The 15789-nt window shown below is 69.3% G+C and carries 16 protein-coding genes; 12 read left to right on the forward strand and 4 right to left on the reverse strand.

What is annotated here, in order from left to right; all coding sequences use genetic code 11:
* Positions 1-33 precede the first annotated feature (33 nt).
* The 3 genes from I7X12_RS14850 to I7X12_RS14860 all read left to right on the forward strand — a co-directional run bounded on the left by I7X12_RS14850 (position 34) and on the right by I7X12_RS14860 (position 1469).
* Positions 34-672 carry an NAD(P)-dependent oxidoreductase gene (locus tag I7X12_RS14850; protein WP_198060836.1) on the forward strand — a complete coding sequence of 213 codons (639 nt, stop codon included), beginning with the start codon at positions 34-36 and terminating at the stop codon, positions 670-672.
* A 175-nt stretch (positions 673-847) separates the two neighbouring features.
* Positions 848-1180 (forward strand): hypothetical protein, encoded by a 333-nt coding sequence (locus tag I7X12_RS14855; protein ID WP_198060837.1) that lies wholly within the window; start codon positions 848-850, stop codon positions 1178-1180.
* 25 nt (positions 1181-1205) lie between these two features.
* The gene (locus tag I7X12_RS14860) at positions 1206-1469 is read left to right on the forward strand and encodes a DUF7553 family protein (protein WP_198060838.1); all 264 of its coding nucleotides are present in this window, start codon (positions 1206-1208) and stop codon (positions 1467-1469) included.
* A 638-nt stretch (positions 1470-2107) separates the two neighbouring features.
* Here I7X12_RS14860 and I7X12_RS14865 read toward each other — a convergent pair.
* Complete coding sequence (locus tag I7X12_RS14865) at positions 2108-2476, reverse strand: DUF7475 family protein (RefSeq protein ID WP_198060839.1); 369 nt, start codon at positions 2474-2476, stop codon at positions 2108-2110.
* Between the two features lie 25 nt (positions 2477-2501).
* Positions 2502-3617: a glycosyltransferase gene (locus I7X12_RS14870; RefSeq protein WP_198060840.1), complete on the reverse strand. Its 1116-nt coding sequence runs from the start codon at positions 3615-3617 to the stop codon at positions 2502-2504.
* A 71-nt stretch (positions 3618-3688) separates the two neighbouring features.
* Between I7X12_RS14870 and I7X12_RS14875 the strand changes: the two genes are divergently transcribed.
* From I7X12_RS14875 to I7X12_RS14900, 6 genes are all read left to right on the forward strand, one after another.
* Entirely contained in the window at positions 3689-5695 is a 2007-nt protein-coding gene (locus tag I7X12_RS14875; RefSeq protein ID WP_198060841.1) for an aldo/keto reductase, read from the forward strand.
* On the forward strand, positions 5692-6537 hold the full coding sequence (locus I7X12_RS14880) for a CDP-alcohol phosphatidyltransferase family protein (RefSeq protein ID WP_198060842.1): 846 nt from the start codon (positions 5692-5694) through the stop codon (positions 6535-6537). Before I7X12_RS14875 ends, I7X12_RS14880 begins: the two co-directional genes overlap by 4 nt.
* 198 nt (positions 6538-6735) lie before the next feature.
* Entirely contained in the window at positions 6736-7500 is a 765-nt protein-coding gene (locus I7X12_RS14885; RefSeq protein ID WP_198063882.1) for a GTP cyclohydrolase IIa, read from the forward strand.
* A complete protein-coding gene (locus I7X12_RS14890; protein ID WP_198060843.1) occupies positions 7500-8507 on the forward strand; it encodes a zinc-dependent alcohol dehydrogenase in 1008 nt (335 codons plus the stop codon). The genes I7X12_RS14885 and I7X12_RS14890 overlap by 1 nt, the downstream gene beginning before the upstream one ends.
* Positions 8508-8537: 30 nt before the next feature.
* Entirely contained in the window at positions 8538-9002 is a 465-nt protein-coding gene (locus tag I7X12_RS14895) for a 6-pyruvoyl trahydropterin synthase family protein (protein WP_198060844.1), read from the forward strand.
* A complete protein-coding gene (locus tag I7X12_RS14900) occupies positions 8999-9850 on the forward strand; it encodes a methyltransferase domain-containing protein (RefSeq protein WP_198060845.1) in 852 nt (283 codons plus the stop codon). The genes I7X12_RS14895 and I7X12_RS14900 overlap by 4 nt, the downstream gene beginning before the upstream one ends.
* Before the next feature lie 37 nt (positions 9851-9887).
* Here the strand turns inward: I7X12_RS14900 and I7X12_RS14905 are convergent, their stop codons facing one another.
* Together I7X12_RS14905 and I7X12_RS14910 are read right to left on the reverse strand one after the other, a co-directional pair.
* On the reverse strand, positions 9888-10349 hold the full coding sequence (locus tag I7X12_RS14905) for a hypothetical protein (protein ID WP_232342862.1): 462 nt from the start codon (positions 10347-10349) through the stop codon (positions 9888-9890).
* 140 nt (positions 10350-10489) lie between these two features.
* Positions 10490-11728 (reverse strand): ornithine cyclodeaminase, encoded by a 1239-nt coding sequence (locus I7X12_RS14910; protein WP_198060846.1) that lies wholly within the window; start codon positions 11726-11728, stop codon positions 10490-10492.
* Between the two features lie 135 nt (positions 11729-11863).
* Here I7X12_RS14910 and I7X12_RS14915 point away from each other — a divergent pair, with 135 nt between their 5' ends.
* From I7X12_RS14915 to I7X12_RS14925, 3 genes are all read left to right on the forward strand, one after another.
* Entirely contained in the window at positions 11864-12112 is a 249-nt protein-coding gene (locus tag I7X12_RS14915; RefSeq protein WP_198060847.1) for a hypothetical protein, read from the forward strand.
* A gap of 726 nt (positions 12113-12838) precedes the next feature.
* Entirely contained in the window at positions 12839-13459 is a 621-nt protein-coding gene (gene rdfA, locus I7X12_RS14920; protein ID WP_198060848.1) for a rod-determining factor RdfA, read from the forward strand.
* 128 nt (positions 13460-13587) lie between these two features.
* Positions 13588-15531, forward strand: a complete 1944-nt coding sequence (locus I7X12_RS14925; RefSeq protein WP_198060849.1) for an archaea-specific SMC-related protein — start codon at positions 13588-13590, stop codon at positions 15529-15531.
* Positions 15532-15789 lie beyond the last annotated feature (258 nt).

Here is a 15789-nt window from a genome sequence, read left to right on the forward strand (position 1 = left end):
TGACGCGTGACGCGAGTCACGAAGACACCACCAATGAACGTACTCCTACTCGGTGCGAGCGGCATGATCGGACAGCGTATCGCAGACGAACTCCTCGACCGCGGCCACGCGGTCACGGGCACCTCACGCAGCGGCGACGTCGACGGCGTCGAGGGCGAGAACTTCGCGACACTCGCGCTCGACGCGACCGACGCCGACGCGGTCGCCGACGCCGCGGCCGACCACGACGCCGTGATCTCCGCGCTCGGTCCGTCCGAAGACGCCGACCTCGACATCCTCGTCGAGATGGCCGACGCGATTCTGGACGGCCTCCGCGAGAGCGAGACCGACCGCCTGCTGTGGGTCGGCGGCGCGGGCAGCCTCTACGTCGCCGAGGACACCCAGTTCATCGAGACCGAGGACTTCCCGGACGAACTCGTCCCGCTCGCCCAGGCCCACATCGACGCCTTCGAAGTCGTTCGCGAGGCCGACGACGTCGAATGGTCGTACCTCGCCCCGCCGGGCATCATCGAGCCCGGCGAGCGCACCGGTGACTACCGCACCGCCGAAGGCGAACTCGTCGTCGACGACGAGGGCGATTCGTACATCACCTGCGAGGACTACGCCATCGCCGTCGCCGACGAACTCGAAGCCGCCGACGAGGTCCACACCCACCTCGGCGTCGGTTACTGACGAACGGGGCTCGTCCGTTCGCGGTCACACGCTTTCGTTCCCCCGACTCGGGCTTCTGCTGGCACGGCGGTCCCGCGTCGCCCGCGAGAACACCGGTACCCCCCCGCTTTCGGTCGCGGCCTCGCGGCCACAAGACTGATTCCGTCGTTCTCCCAAGCGATAGTCACGCCAACAGATGCCCTCCTTCCCCCGACGGCTGCCGAGCGATTGGGAGTTCTGGCAGGCCGCGACGCTGATCGCACTCGCGGTCTGGATACTCGCCGAGACCAACCGCTTCTGGCTGATGAGCGCGCTCCAGTCGCTGGCCTGGTCGCTCCACGGGACCGTGCCCGGCGTCCCGCAGGCGGGTCTGGACCAGATCCGCCCCGTCGTGGACGTCTTCACCGCGATGTGGCTCCCGGTCGCGCTCTGTACGTTCTTCCTCGGGTTCTTCGCCTTCCACGTCGAGGCCGAACGGCACCGCGAGGCCGACGAGCGGCGGTCACCGCGTGGTCTCCGCAAGGATTAGGAGGGGGACCTGTGAAGCGTCGAGCATGACACGCCAGAACCTCGCGGACGCGAGCGACACCATCGAATCGGCTGCCGACGAGACGAGCGACGACGACGCGGCCGAGCGACTCGGCGGTCTCGCCGACCAGCTCGACTCGCTGGCGACCCAGGACCGCGACCCCGACCACGGTCGCCTCGCTCGCATCGAGAACGCGCTCAACGACCTCGAAGACTCGGACGTGACCGAGCAGGTTCAGTCGGCCCACGAGTCGGTCGTCGCCTTCCGCGAGACCGTCGAGGGCGTCTAACGACCATCTTTTTGCGGACAGGGTTTCCTCGGCGCGCCGGAGGCGCGCCTGCGGGGAACCCCGTCCGCAAAAACATGGGTGAAAAATGCCGCGAGCGCGCCAAAGGCGCGCTCGCGGTGAACCGCGCTCACTGCGTTCGCGCGGATGCTCAGTGTAGGTGAGAGGGGTAGCAATCCACCGTGGCGCGCGCTGTCGCGAGTCTCGTCTTTCTCGTGAGCGCAGCGAACGAGGGTTAGCGAGAGCTTCGATCTCGCCAGACGCGCCAGCACCGTGCGAGGGATGAGCGAACGGAGTGAGCGAATCGGCTGGGGAGGCTCGTGGCCGTCTGCGGTTGCTGTTCGGGGCGGGTGCGGTGCTGTCCCTGGTGGACTGAAAGGGCGAGGCGCGCTCGCGTTCAGTTTAGTCGTCTGAGCGGGCACTATCCGCGCGGGCGGTGCCGAGAGCGCGGATATCCCGCCTCGGCGACCGCGAGCGCGTCGAGGGCTTTCATCGCTTGCCGTCGACTGCGGTCGCGGTTGTTTGCGTTTCTTTCACGGTACGATCTGTTGCAACTCATGCTCGACAAGCACGCACACCGAACACTGTCGGGTCACGGTGGGCGAAGAGCGTACACGACGAACGGTTGGGAATGCGTTCGCTCAGGCCTCGCGCCGATAGAGGATCACGAGCAGGGCGACGAGGCCGAGCTGTGCGGTCTTGTCGACGAACCCCAGCGCCGAGAAGTTCGGGGCGTTGACGGCGTACCAGGCGACGACCTGGCCCAGCGTGAAGGGGATGCCGAGGAGGTAGACGAGCGGGCGGCGGTAGTTCGCGGCGACGGCGGCCGAGCCCGCGAGGAAGCCGACGCCGGCGAAGAGGAACGACCAGCCGAGCGGGTCGCCGACGAACAGCACCCCGAGGTAGAGGTGGAGCAGGCCCGAGACGACGGCCAGGGAGATGCCCGCGAAGTGGAGCGCCGAGAGCGATTCCTCCTCGACCGCGGCTCCGGATGCGGTATCGGTTGCCATGACGGCCAATAGGACAGGGCCCTAATCAATCCACGGTCCGGGCGACCGCCGCGCGGACGGCGTCGGCGAAGCGGTCGCGGGCGAAGCGGTCGCGGGCGAGGGTCGGCCGCGCGTCGGTCTCGACGGCGTGGCTCAGCAGGTCGACCGCCTCTGCCACCGAGCCGAACAGGCGGTCATCGCGGCCGTCGAGCACGTCGCGCTGGCCGCCGCTGTCCGGAGCGAACGCGACCATGCCCGCGGCGACGTATTCGGCGACGGACATCCCGAAGTGCTCCTCGGGCTTGGTGTTCAGGCCGTAGCGGTGGGTGCACAGCAGGCGTTCGAGGCGGTCGCGTGAGACGTCGCGTTCGAGGGCGACGTAGGGACGGGACTCGGCGGCGGCCGCGACGCGGTCGGCGTAGTCCCGATACGCTCGCGGCGCGGACCCGACGATGTGAAGGTGGCAGTCGTGGCCGCGCTCGCGGACACCGTCGACGATCCGGACCGCGTCGAGGAGCCGTTTGTCCGGCGCCAGTCGCCCGACGGCGACGATACCCGACTCGCGGCCGGTCCACGGCCGGTCGCAGTAGACGGGGTCGACCGGTGGGTGGACGACCGAGGGGCGGACGCCGTAGCCGTCGGCGACCACGTCGGCGGTCCACGACGAGTTTGCGAGCAGCGTCACGTCGTCGCCGGCCAGCGCCTCGCGCGTCGGCGCCGCGAGGCGGCTCCACAGGCCGTTCAGTCGCCCGGGGTCGCCGTCGGGCAATCTGTCGAGGTGGAACTGGGGGTAGTGGACGTACTGCACGGAGGGGATCGACAGTGCGAGTTCGTTGGCCGTGCTCACCGCGCAGTCGAACCGGTCGGCGACCCGCTCGAAGTCCGCCCGGAGCAGCACGGTCCGGGCGGCCAGTTGCGGACCGATTCGGGGAGTGGCCGCCGAGAGTGCCGCCGCGACCGAGCGGGCACCGGGCGGTAGTCGGACGGTCACGCCTCCGAGGTCGAACCCGAAGCGGTCGGCCAGCGCGGCCGGGTCGGTCTCCGAGACCGTGATAAGCGTCACGTCGTGGACGGGCGCGAGCGCCTCGCAGGTCGCGAGGCAGACGGCGTCGGCGCCGCCCTGGAAGTCCAGCGTGTTGTGGAGAACCGCGACCCGAGCCATAGCGCGCCGTTGGGACTCACCCCGGATAACCGCTCCCATGCGTTTATGAGGGTTCGGCCGAACGACCGTCAATGGACTGTGCGTTCGTCGGTGCCGGCGCGGTCGCCCGGAAGTACGCCGACGGTCTCCCGTCGTCGCCGCTGTCGCTGACCGCGGTCTGCGACCTCGACGCCGAGCGGGCCGAGGCGCTGGCGAACGACCACGACGCGACCGCCTACACCGATCTCTCGGCGCTGCTTTCGGCCGAGGACGCGCCGCTGGTCGTGAACCTGACGAGCCACGGGGCCCACGCGGGGGTCACGGAGCAGTGCCTCGAGGCCGACCGGCACGTCTTCGGCGAGAAACCGCTCGCGCTCGACGCCGCGGAGGCGACCGAACTGGTCGCGACCGCCGAGCGCCGCGGTCTCGCCCTGGGCTGTGCGCCGATCAACCATCGCTGTGACGCCCAGCGACACGCCGCCGGATTGGTCGGCGACGGCCGTCTCGGACCCGTTCGACTCGGCTACGCCCACGCTCACGTCGGCCGCGTGACCGACTGGCACGACGCGCCCGGCTCGTTTCTGTCGGTCGGGCCGCTGTACGACGGGGGCGTCTACCCGCTGAACCTGCTCGTGTCGTGGTTCGGTCCGGTCGAGCGCGTTCGCGCGGCCGACGGGCTCGACGCCTGGCCCGACCGCGAGCGCCGCGAGCCCGACCGGGAGAGTCACGTCGAGGCGACGCTGGCGTTCGCGAGCGGGCCGACGGTGCGGCTGACCGCCAGCCTCTACGCGCCCCACCGGAGCCGCGAGTTCAACAGCCTCGAGCTCCACGGCGACGATGGCTCGCTGTATCTCGCCGACAGCGGCGCGCTCGCCGCGGAGGCCGACACCGTCCGCGTCGGGGGATCGGGCCGCCCCTACGTCGACGCGCCCCACCCGGCCCCGCGGCGCGAGCGACCGTACGTCGATGGGCCGGCCCGGCTCGCGGCGGCCGTCGAGCGCGGTCGACGCCCCCGCGGAAGCGCCCGACGGGCGACGCACGTCGTCGCCGTCTGCAACGCCGTCGAACGCGCCGTCGAGCGGGGCGAGTCCATCGCCGTCGACGCCGTGGGGCTCGAACCGACCCGTCCCTCGGCGCCGCCGGTTCGGCCGGCGGTGGGGACGGACGGCGCCGGCCGATCGTCCGGCGCGGTCCGCGACGACGGTCGAGTCGGCCGGGACGCGGCGCTCCGGCTCCCGCCGGTCGGGTTCGGCTGCTCGCGCTATCGCGACGGGGAGTACGTCGACCGGGTGGACTCGATAGCGACCGCGCTCGACGCCGGCTACCGGCTGTTCGACTCGGCGGAGCTGTACGGTAACGAATCTCGGATCGGGGAGTTGCTCGCCCAGCCGGGAACGCCGGACCGCGGGGGGCTGTTCCTGACGAGCAAGGTCTGGAACACCAACCACGAACACGTCGCCGAGGCTTGCGAGGGGACGCTGGCGGCCCTGGGCGTCGACGCCATCGACTGCTACATGCTCCACTGGCCGACCGCCTGGGCCTACCAGGGACCGCTCGGTGACCTCGCGGCGAAGCCCCCCGCCGAGCAGGAGCGGCTGACGTTCCCGACCGACGACGGGGGCGAACCGGAGACGGCCGACACCGACCTGACCGAGACTTGGGCGCGGATGGAGCGGTTGCACGAGCAGGGGCTGGCACGGACGCTGGGGGTCTGCAACGTCGATACCGAGCAACTGGAGCGGCTCGCGGCCGCGGCGGACGTGTTGCCGGCGGTCGTCCAGGTCGAAGCGCACCCCTACCGGCCGCGGGCGGACCTCGTCCGGTGGTGTCACGAGCGCGGGATCCGGGTGATAGCCCACTCGCCGCTGTCGGCGCCGGGGCTGCTGGACGAACCGGCGCTGGCCGAGGTGGCCGACGAGCGAGGAGCGACGCCGGCACAGGTCGCGCTGGCGTGGCAGGTCGACCGCGGCGTCGTCCCGATCCCGGCGAGCAACCGCGCCGACCACGTCGTCGCGAACCTTGCCGCCGCCCGCGTCGAACTGACCGACACGGACCGCGAACGCCTGGCGACGCTCGAAAACACGGAGTTCGAGCGATGAGCGGGGCGGCCGCGAGGGGACTCCGCCGGGAGTGGACCGCCGCGGCAGTCGCGTTCGCGGTCGGGCTGGCCCTCGCCGTCGTCGGGCTGGACGGACTCGCCACGACCGACACCGTCGTCCCCCGCTGGGGGGTCGTCGTCGCGCTCCCGGTCGCCCTCCAGTGGGCGGCGCCCGCCGTCGGCGTCGGGGCGTTCGTCCTCTGGTTTCCCCGTCGCCACCTCGACGCGAACCGCCCCGACACCGACGGAGCGGACGACGACGGGGCCGACGGGCCCGTTCGCCGTTACGAGACGCTCGGACTCGCGAACCGCGTCACGCTCGCCCGCGGCGGGCTCGTCGCTGCCCTCGCCGGGTTCGTCGCCGTCGAGCCGACCGACGCCGTCCGCTGGGCGCCCGCGGTCTGCTACGGGGCGAACTGCCTGCTCGACCTCGTCGACGGCGCGCTCGCGCGCCGTCGGGGCCGGACGACCGTCCTCGGCGCTCGGCTCGACATGGCCTTCGACACCCTCGGGTTCCTCGTCGCCCCCGTCGTCGCGGTCGCGTGGGGCCGGCTCCCGGTCTGGTACCTCTCGCTGTCGGCCGCCCGCTATCTCTACAAGGCCGGTTGCGCTGCGCGGCGAAAGCGCGGTCACTCGCTGCGCGACCTCCCACCGAGCCGACTGCGCCGACCGCTCGCCGGGACGCAGATGGCTTTTATCACGCTCGCGCTCGCGCCGGTCCTTCCCGCCGCGACGATCCGTCCCCTCGCGGTCGTCGTGCTGGTGCCGTCGCTGGCGGTGTTCGCCAGGGACTACCTCGTCGTCGCCGGACACGTCGGTTCGCGCGCCGAGCCCGAACGGTAACGCCTGGGACGGGCGAGGGCTTTCGGCGGTCACCGTCGAGTGGGGTCGCTGTCGGTCGACTGCAGTTCGCGACTCGTTCGTCACGAGCAACCGATACGCAGGCAACGTGTACGGAACGTGCGGCGAGCCCGGCCACCCCGGAAAGATAATTACCCATCAGTCCTGAGGGTCTCTATTTCAGTGACCGACAGCATTCAGATGGCCCTCGTCCAGATCGACGAGTACGGCCCGTGGACGGTGACGCCGGCGCCCAGGCGCGAGACCGACCTCCAGTCGCTGCAGGCGGAGCTGTTCGCCGAACTGTCGTCGTTCGTCGGCGAGCGCGACGGCTACGCCTTCTACGGCCGCTTCGACAACATGGTCGCGGTGACGAACGGTCGCGACCCCGAGAGCCACCGGGCGTTCCAGCGCCGGGTGCGAAACCGCTATCCGGTGACGGTGAGCGTCGGGGTGGGGCGGGCGACGACGCCGGTCGAGGCGCTCGGTGCGGCGACCGAGGAGCTGCAGGCGGCGGGCAGCGCCCAGGCCGACGACCGCCGCGAGGTGTTCGGCGTCGCCGAGCGCGACCTGCCCGCCGAGGCCCGCGAACGCGTGACGGTCGCGCACTTCGACGTGGTCGACGCGACGGGGTCGCTGACCGACCGGGTCAACGCCGCCGACGCGACGCTGTCGGTGCGCCGGGCGACGCTCGACCTGGCGACGCACCTGCGGGAGGCCCACGACAGTGTCGCCCACTTCGTCGGCGGGGACAACGTGATCGCGGTCTGTCCGGATCTGGACGCGGCGGCGTTCGACGAGACGCTCACGCACGTCCGCGAGGAGAGCGGGATCGAACTGCAGGTCGGCGTCGGCCGCGGGCCCACGGCGCACGCGGCCGGCGACGACGCGAAGGAAGCCCTGGAGGTCTGTCGGGAGACCGGCACTCGCTTGCGGGGCGTCGACAGGGTCGCGGCCGACGACTGATGGAGCGCACGTCGCTGTACTTCACGGCGCCGCGCACGGTCGAGCGGCGGCCGACGAGCGTCGACCCCGACCCCGACGAGGTGGTCGTCGAGACGCGCGTCTCCGGGATCAGCGCCGGGACGGAGCTGCTCATCTACCGCGACGAGGCACCGACCGACGTGCCCGCCGACGAGACGCTGGACGCTCTGGACGGCGACCTGACCTACCCTGTCCGGTACGGCTACGCGGCCGTCGGAGACGTGGTCGCGACCGGCGGCCGTGTCGCGGACGACTGGCTCGATCGCACGGTCTTCGGGTTCAACCCCCACGAGACGCGATTCGCCGCCGCTCCCGACGCGCTCGTCGCCGTGCCCGAGGACGTGAGTCCCGAAGCGATGACGATGGCGCCCTCGGTCGAGACGGCCACGTCGCTCGTCCTCGACGGCCGTCCGCGGGTCGGCGAGCGCGTCGTCGTCTTCGGTGCCGGCGTGGTCGGCCTCTGTACCGTCGCCCGCCTCGCCGAGTTCCCGCTCGACCGGCTGGTCGCCGTCGACCCCATCGCCGCCCGACGCGAGCGAGCCCGCGATCTCGGTGCGGACGCGGCCGTCGGCCCCGGCGGAATCGCCTCGGTCGTCGACGGTTGGGACGACCCTGACGGTGCCGACCTCGTGTTCGAACTGTCGGGCCAGCCCGAGGCGCTCGATGCGGCCGTCGACGCGGCGGGCTACGATAGCCGCGTCGTCGTCGGCTCCTGGTACGGCGACAAGCCCGCGACGCTCGACCTGGGCACGGACTTCCACCGCGACCGGGTGTCGGTCGAGTCGAGTCAGGTCAGCACGCTGGACCCGGAGACGCGGGGTCGGTGGAGCAAGCCCAGGCGGATGGACGTCGCCCTCGATTGCCTCGGACGGCTCGACACCGAGTCGCTGATCTCCCACCGTGTCCCGTTCGGTGAGGCCACCGAGGCGTATCGACTCCTCGACGAGCGCGCCGACGACCCGCTGCAGGTGCTGTTGACCTACGAGTGAGAGACGCGACGCGGCCCCACGACGACACACATGACCGAATCACACGACTACGAACTGACCGTCACCCGCGAGTTCGTCGCACAGCACTTCCTGACCGTCCCCGACCCCGGGCCGGAGGGCCAGGTCCACAGCCACGTCTTCACCGTCGAACTCCGGTTCGGTGGCCCCGAACTCGGCGAGTACGGCTACCTCGTCGACATCGACGCCGTCGAGGCCGTTCTCGACGACCTCGAAGCCCGTTACCGGGACGCACTGCTCAACGACCTCCCGGAGTTCGAGGGGCTGAACCCCAGCGTCGAACACTTCGCGCGGCTGTTCGGCGACCGCGTCGCGGCGGCGCTGGCCGACCCCAACCCCGACGCATTGGTCGTCCGGATCTGGGAGGACGACTTCGCCTGGGCGAGCCACCGGCGGGACCTGGGCGGTACCGGCGTCGGGAACGGGAGTGGAGTGAGCGACGGTGAGAGAGCGAACGACGGAACCGGCGCCGAATGACCCACGCGGCGACGCGGTACCTGGAGTCCAAGCGCTCGGTGGACGACCGCGCACGCTCTCGTCGCGTCCGCGACCGTCTGCTCGGGGCACTCCCCGACGCGCCCCGCGTGCTCGAAGCCGGCTGTGGCACCGGCGTCACCGTCGCGAACCTCGTCGAGTGGGGCGTCGACCGTGGCGAGTATCGGGGGATCGACCGCGACCCGGGCGTCGTCGCGTTCGCCCGCGCCGTCCGGCCGCGGGAACTGCGCCGGCGGGGCCACGCGGTCGCCGAGACGCCCGAGGGGCTCGCCGTCGACCGCCTCGCCGCCCGATTCGAGACCGGCGACGCGCTGGCGGCGTTGGCCGACGAGCGCGGCGCGGATCTCTTCGTCGCACAGGCGTTCGCCGACCTCGTCCCGCTTCCGGCGCTCCTCGACACCGTCGAGACCGCGCTCGCGCCCGGCGGGCTGGCGTACCTCCCGATCACCTTCGACGGCGGAACCGTCTTCCAGCCCGACCACCCCGCAGACGACCGCGTCGAGCGCGCGTATCACGAAGCGATCGACGACCGCGAGGGTCGCGACGTCCGCGCGGGTCGGCACCTGATCGACCTCTGCCGACAGCGCGAGGGCGACCTGCTCGCCGTCGACGGCTCCGACTGGGTGGCCCGTCCCCGCGGCGGGCGGTATCCGGCCGACGAACGGCACTTCCTCGACCGGATCCTCGGCTTCGTCGCCGACGCGCTCTCGGGCGAGGGGATCGAGGGGTTCGACGACTGGCTGGCGACCCGCCGCGAGCAACTTCGGAGGGGCGAGCTGACCTACGTCGCCCACCAGTACGACCTGCTGTACCGAACGCCCGAGCGGTGACGGCGGTGACCGATCGAGACCGTCCGCTCCCGGGCGGTCAGTCCATCGTGACGTACTGACAGTCGGCCTCGATCCGGATCCCCGGGGACCCGCTCTCGTCGTCTTCGACCCAGACCTCGATTCCCGACCGATTCTCCCCGTCGCAGGGGAGCTGTGGCTGTTCGAACCCCGGCCAGTCGCGCTCGAAGCGGGTGCCGTCGACGGTCACGACGACGGTCTCGGGCTCGGTCGCGTCGGGGAAGGGGGCGTCCTCGTCGGCCTCGTCGTCGTCCGAGAGGCTGTACTCCTTCTCGAAGACGGTCTCGCCACTGTCGTCGGTGACCGTGACCGACACCTCGTGGGTCTCGTCGCGCTCCCCGAGGTACACGGTTACCCAGTGGGCGAGTTGCGGGGACGATTCGACCGCGCTGCAACCGCTGGCAGCGACGAGCGCTGCGCTCGCGCTCGCGAGCAGCGACCTGCGATTCAGGGAGGGCATCCCGACGATCTGAGTGGTCACGGCCCCTAAAAGCGGCTATGATCGCTATATAGACCAGCCCGGACGCTACCGAGACGGTCGGTGACGCCGGTGGGACTCCGCCGAGGGGGTCACATCGGTCGCCGCTCGTCTTTTCCGAGGGCTCCCTTCGGTCGCCCTCGCTACTCGTCCAGCAGGTGGTCGGCCAGGATCGGGACGAACGTGCCGATGTCGGTGACCATCCCGACCGCCTGGTCGCTGCCGCGGTCGAGCAGCTGAGTGACGGTGGCGGGGTTGATGTCGACACAGACGGTGCGGGTCGTCGACGGCAGACAGTTCCCGACCGCCACCGAGTGCAGCAGCGTCGAGAGCATCAGGACCAGATCGGCCTCGTGGGCCTGCTCGCGGATGGCGTTCTGGGCTTCCATCGAGTCGGTGATGGTGTCGGGCAGGGGGCCGTCGTCGCGGATGGAGCCGGCGATGACGAAGGGCACGTCGTTCTCGACGCACTCGTACATGACGCCCGATCCGACGGTGCCGCTCTCGACGGCCTGTTCGATACCGCCCTCGCGGATGATCTCCGAGATGGTGTAGATGTGGTGTTTGTGGCCCTTTCGTGGATGATCCAGGCTCTCGGTGTCCATACCGAGGGAGGTGCCGTACAGGTCGCGTTCGAGGTCGTGGACGGCGAAGCCGTTACCGATCGAGAGCATGTCGATAAAGCCCTCGCGGACGAGGCGAGCGAGGTCCTCGCGGGCGCCCGAGTGGATGAGCGCGGGACCACAGACCGCGAGGACGTCGCCGCCCTCGCGTTTGGTCTCCTCGATGGCCTCGCCGACCTGCCGGATGGTCGACTCCGAGGGCCGTTCCGAGGAGACGCCTCCCTGCATGAAGCCGAAGGCGCCCTCGCGGTCGCGGGGGCGCTCGGGCGGGCTCACTCTGATTCCGGTCTCGCCGGTGACGACCGCGTCGCCCTCCTCGACTGCGCTGAGGACCTTCGTGTAGGCCCGCGGGCCGCCGTTCTCGCTTTCCCGATCCTCGACGATCACGGCACAGTCCATCTCGACGTCCTCGACCTCGACCCACTCGCCGTCGATGCGGACCTCGGTGGGGTGGTTCGTGGTGGAGTAGAAGCCGTACGGCACGACCTTGTCCTTGGGGGCGCGCTGGAGCGTGGCGTCTTTCGGGTCCGAGGGGTTGGCACCGTTCTGGTGGAGCTCGTGGACGATCGATTGCAGGGTCTCCTCGTCGGGCGCCTCGACGAGGAGGCGAGCGTAGGACTCCTCGGTCTTCTCGCGGCCGATAGCGAACTCTTCGACTTCGAAGGAGCCGCCCATGTCCATGATGATACCGAAACTGGCCTGCATCATCCCCGAGTCGATGACGTGACCCTCCAACTCGACTTCGCGCGCGGCAGTCATGCCCGGAGCCACGGCGGGGGCGAGTAAGTCGTTTTGGATAGGATCCCGAACGTTCGGGCCCACCGAATCGAACGGGGCGAATCTCCGCGAACCCGACCGATCCGCTTACGTTCGCAGCGGCCCTATCGGCGGCCAATGGACCGCGGAGATATCGTGCTCGCGCTCGCACTGCTCGTCGGGATCGCTCTGACCGGTCAGGTCGCCGGCCTCGTCGAGTCCGCGGGCTTCGAGGGGGTCGGTAGCCTCGTCTGGCCGATCGGCTACGGGAGCGTCGTCCTCGCCGCGTGGTTCGTCTGGATCCGACCGATGGACCTCGGCTCGCGCGATCCCGACGACACCGACATCTGGGGCCCCGACGACGAAGGGACCGACACCGACCGATAATCCAGTCGCTCGACGGAGGTGCCAGGGGTCGCCGACTGACCGCTCGCCCGGCCGATCCCAGCGGTGCCGATGCGTTCTCCCGACCGACCTCGAATCCCGGCGAACGAGTGCCCGCAACGGCCCGGCTGCGATGGCCCCGGTTCGACACCGGGGCGCGGTCGCGACGGCGGCGCCGACGACGACGTTCCCGGTGACTGCGACCGCGCCAGCCCCACTGCTCGTGACAGCGAGACCGAATTCGTAACGTACTAGAAATCGTATACGATTCCCGAATAGACAGAAAAATTTAGTAACACGGTGATGACCGTTATCTGGGAGAGATGGACGAACGAGTCTACAGCTAGACGATACTACGAGGAAGGCGTGAAACGTGGCGGACCATCGAAATCGAACGCCTGAGACGAACGATTCACCCCGATTGTCGGGTAGAAGACGACTACAAGTGGATCTGCGGATCGTACTCGGGGATTGATTAGAGCAAAATAAAAAACATGCCGTCAATGACGAAGTTATTACCTTTCTGCGGCGGTGGGCTCCGCTCCGTTCGGTCTCGGAACCGTACTCGAGGGTCCGGGGCGTGCGGTCGCGGGTCGGGACGGCCTGTGGTGATGGGTGGCGCGGGACGGGGGTGGGAGGGGGTGGGATCGGGGTCCGGCGGGTGGTAGCGGCGGTCGTGTGGGGAAACGAACGGAAGACCTATCAGCGAGTCCGTGGTAGCAGGTGTGCATGACGAATCGACAGGACGAGCGCCCGGACAACAAGGTAGAGCGGGTGGTCCGCGAGTACGATCTGGGGGACCTGGGCCGGGAACTGGAGCGACGGTGGACGGGGGAGGGACGGGAACGCCAGAGCCTGCGCGACCTCGCGGACTTCTTCAACCGGCGCGTGCTGGAGAGCGCCATGGACGAGGCGGGGGTCGTGACGCTGCAGGGGGAACTGGAGAACATCTACGACCTGCTCACCGGCGACGACGTGACCGAGGGGGCGCGCACGCAGGCCCGAAACCGACTCGAACGGGAAGGGATCGACGTCGACGACCTGCAGAGCGACTTCGTGAGCCACTACGCCGTCCACACCTACCTGCGCGACTACCGGAACGCGGAGTACGAGGGCGGCAACGACGTGGACCAGCGCGAGAAGTCCGTCGAGACCATCCAGCGACTCACCAGTCGCCTGAACGCTGTCACCCGACGCAACGTCGAGAACCTCCGCTCGACCGAGCGGTTGGACATCGGACCCGTCGACGTGATCGCGGACGTACAGGTCGTCTGCCAGGAGTGTGGCCGCCAGGAGGACCCGATCGACCTCATCGAGCGCGGCGGCTGTCGCTGCCGTGTCGACGAGTAGGCATTACACTCGTATGTGTGTAATTCCGCCGAGACGGGACCAGGACGGCGTGGTCTGGGCGGATCGGTCGGCACGACCGGGAGCGACGATGCAATACTTTTATCCGCCGCTGACGGCCACCGATACACATGGGAGCGACCGATAGTAAGGCGAAGCCAGTAGACGTCGCCGTCGAGAACGTTGGGGGGATAGACACGACCGACGTGTCGTTCTCGGCGGGTGTGACGATACTCACGGGTCGCAACGCGACGAACCGGACGTCGCTGTTGCAGGCCATCATGGCGGGTCTCGGGAGCGACAACGTCTCGCTCAAAGGCGACGCCGACGAGGGCCGCGTCGAACTGACCGTCGGCGACGAGACGTACGCGCGGACGCTCACGCGTCAGAACGGGACCGTGGTCACGAGCGGCGACCCCTACCTGGAGGAGGCCGAGATCGCCGATCTGTTCGTCTTCCTGCTGGAGTCCAACGAGGCACGTCGGGCCGTCGAACGCACGGAGAACCTCCGGGAGCTCATCATGCGGCCGGTCGACACGGCCGCTATCGAGTCCGAGATCGACCAGTTGCAGGCCGAGCGCGACGATATCGAGGAGCGTCTCGACGACCTCCAGTCGCTGCGCACGACCCTGCCGGAACTGGAGGAGCGCCGTCAGGACCTCGAAGCCGAGATCGAGGACAAACGCGAGGAACTCGCCGACAAGAAAGCACAGATCGACGACGCCGACCAGGACGTGGGAACGACCCGCGACCAGAAAGCCGAGTTGGAAGACGCGCTGGAGTCGTTCCGCGAGGCCCGTTCGGACCTGGAGGACGTGCGCTACAACCTCGACAGCGAGCGCGAGAGCATCGGCGCGCTGGAGTCGGAGATCGAAGAGGTCGAGACCGAGCTCGCCGAACTCCCAGAAGAAGTGTCGGACGACGTGAGCGAGGTCGAGGACCACATCGACCGACTGCGTGACCAGCGCCAGACCCTGGACTCGACGGTCAACGAACTGCAGAAGGTGATCCAGTTCAACGAGGAGATGCTGGAGGGGACGAGTTCGGACGTGGTCGCCGCCCTCCGGGGCGAGGACGACGCCGAGGAGCTGACCGAGCGCCTCGTCGACGACCAGGTGGTCTGCTGGACCTGCGGCAGCGAGGTCGACCAGTCGGACGTCGAGACGACGCTCGACCGGATCCGCGACCTGCGCCAGTCGAAGCTCTCCGAGCGACAGGACCTGCAGTCGGAGATAGACGACCTGAAGACCGAGAAGGCGACCTATCAAGAGCAACAGCGCCAGCGCTCGCAGCTCGAGGACCGCCGTCGCCGCGCCGAATCCGAGCTCTCACAGCGCCGCGAGCGCGTCGAGGGCCTGGAGGGCGACCGCAACCGCCTGGAAGACCGGATCGACGACCTCGAAGGCGAGGTCAACGACCTCCAGGACGAGACCCAGAGCGACCTGCTGGACCTCCACCGGGAGGCTAACGAACTCGAGTTCGAGATCAGTCGCCGGCAGGACGATCTAGACGACGTCTCCGAGGAGATCGAGCGCATCGAGTCGGAACTGGACCGTCGCGGGGACCTCCAGGACGAGCGCGAGGAACTCCAGGACCGGATCGAGGACCTGCGCACCCGGATCGACCGTATCGAGACCGAGGCCGTCGAGCAGTTCAACGAGCACATGGAGTCGGTCCTGGAGATGCTCGGCTACGAGAACCTCGAACGGATCTGGATCGAGCGCAAACAGGAACGCGTCAAGGAGGGTCGGCGGCGCGTCGAGAAGTCCGTCTTCGACCTGCACGTCGTGCGTAGCACCGAGGACGGCACGACCTACGAGGACTCGATCGACCACCTCAGCGAGTCCGAGCGCGAGGTGACGGGACTCATCTTCGCACTCGCCGGCTACCTCACCCACGACGTCTACGAGACCTGCCCGTTCCTCCTGCTGGACTCCATCGAGGCCATCGACTCCGACCGCATCGCCCGACTCGTCGACTACGTCTCCGAATACGCCGAGTACGTCGTCGTCGCCCTCCTCGAAGAGGACGCGCAGGCGCTCGACGACACCTACCAGCGCGTCACCGAGGTCTGAGTCCACCCCCTTCTCGCTTCCGCCGCCGTGGACGTTCCGCTTCGTCACCGCACGCTCCAGCCGCGCTATCGGCCGACAGTCGAACACGTCCCGTCGCGCCGCACTTCTAGAGGTTTACTCGATCCGTAGTGAATATTTGGTATCGTAGAGTTCCAAATTCGTATACGAAATCTGGTAGCTTGTCGAGCCGTGGATGGCCGGTACGGAACGCGGGGGTGGATCCGAGTATATCCCTGGAAAGAGACACACACGACCGAA

Origin of the sequence: Halosimplex litoreum, assembly GCF_016065055.1 — an archaeon.
GTDB lineage: Archaea > Halobacteriota > Halobacteria > Halobacteriales > Haloarculaceae > Halosimplex > Halosimplex litoreum.

What these genes read in the sequence shown, in the direction of transcription:
- rdfA (WP_198060848.1), top strand. Translation starts at nt 12,839, where the DNA reads ATGACGAATCGACAGGACGAGCGCCCGGACAACAAGGTAGAGCGGGTG.
- I7X12_RS14865 (WP_198060839.1), bottom strand. Translation starts at nt 2,476, where the DNA reads ATGGCAACCGATACCGCATCCGGAGCCGCGGTCGAGGAGGAATCGCTC.
- I7X12_RS14925 (WP_198060849.1), top strand. Translation starts at nt 13,588, where the DNA reads ATGGGAGCGACCGATAGTAAGGCGAAGCCAGTAGACGTCGCCGTCGAG.
- I7X12_RS14860 (WP_198060838.1), top strand. Translation starts at nt 1,206, where the DNA reads ATGACACGCCAGAACCTCGCGGACGCGAGCGACACCATCGAATCGGCT.
- I7X12_RS14885 (WP_198063882.1), top strand. Translation starts at nt 6,736, where the DNA reads ATGGCCCTCGTCCAGATCGACGAGTACGGCCCGTGGACGGTGACGCCG.
- I7X12_RS14850 (WP_198060836.1), top strand. Translation starts at nt 34, where the DNA reads ATGAACGTACTCCTACTCGGTGCGAGCGGCATGATCGGACAGCGTATC.
- I7X12_RS14895 (WP_198060844.1), top strand. Translation starts at nt 8,538, where the DNA reads ATGACCGAATCACACGACTACGAACTGACCGTCACCCGCGAGTTCGTC.
- I7X12_RS14900 (WP_198060845.1), top strand. Translation starts at nt 8,999, where the DNA reads ATGACCCACGCGGCGACGCGGTACCTGGAGTCCAAGCGCTCGGTGGAC.
- I7X12_RS14870 (WP_198060840.1), bottom strand. Translation starts at nt 3,617, where the DNA reads ATGGCTCGGGTCGCGGTTCTCCACAACACGCTGGACTTCCAGGGCGGC.
- I7X12_RS14875 (WP_198060841.1), top strand. Translation starts at nt 3,689, where the DNA reads ATGGACTGTGCGTTCGTCGGTGCCGGCGCGGTCGCCCGGAAGTACGCC.
- I7X12_RS14890 (WP_198060843.1), top strand. Translation starts at nt 7,500, where the DNA reads ATGGAGCGCACGTCGCTGTACTTCACGGCGCCGCGCACGGTCGAGCGG.
- I7X12_RS14855 (WP_198060837.1), top strand. Translation starts at nt 848, where the DNA reads ATGCCCTCCTTCCCCCGACGGCTGCCGAGCGATTGGGAGTTCTGGCAG.
- I7X12_RS14915 (WP_198060847.1), top strand. Translation starts at nt 11,864, where the DNA reads ATGGACCGCGGAGATATCGTGCTCGCGCTCGCACTGCTCGTCGGGATC.
- I7X12_RS14910 (WP_198060846.1), bottom strand. Translation starts at nt 11,728, where the DNA reads ATGACTGCCGCGCGCGAAGTCGAGTTGGAGGGTCACGTCATCGACTCG.
- I7X12_RS14880 (WP_198060842.1), top strand. Translation starts at nt 5,692, where the DNA reads ATGAGCGGGGCGGCCGCGAGGGGACTCCGCCGGGAGTGGACCGCCGCG.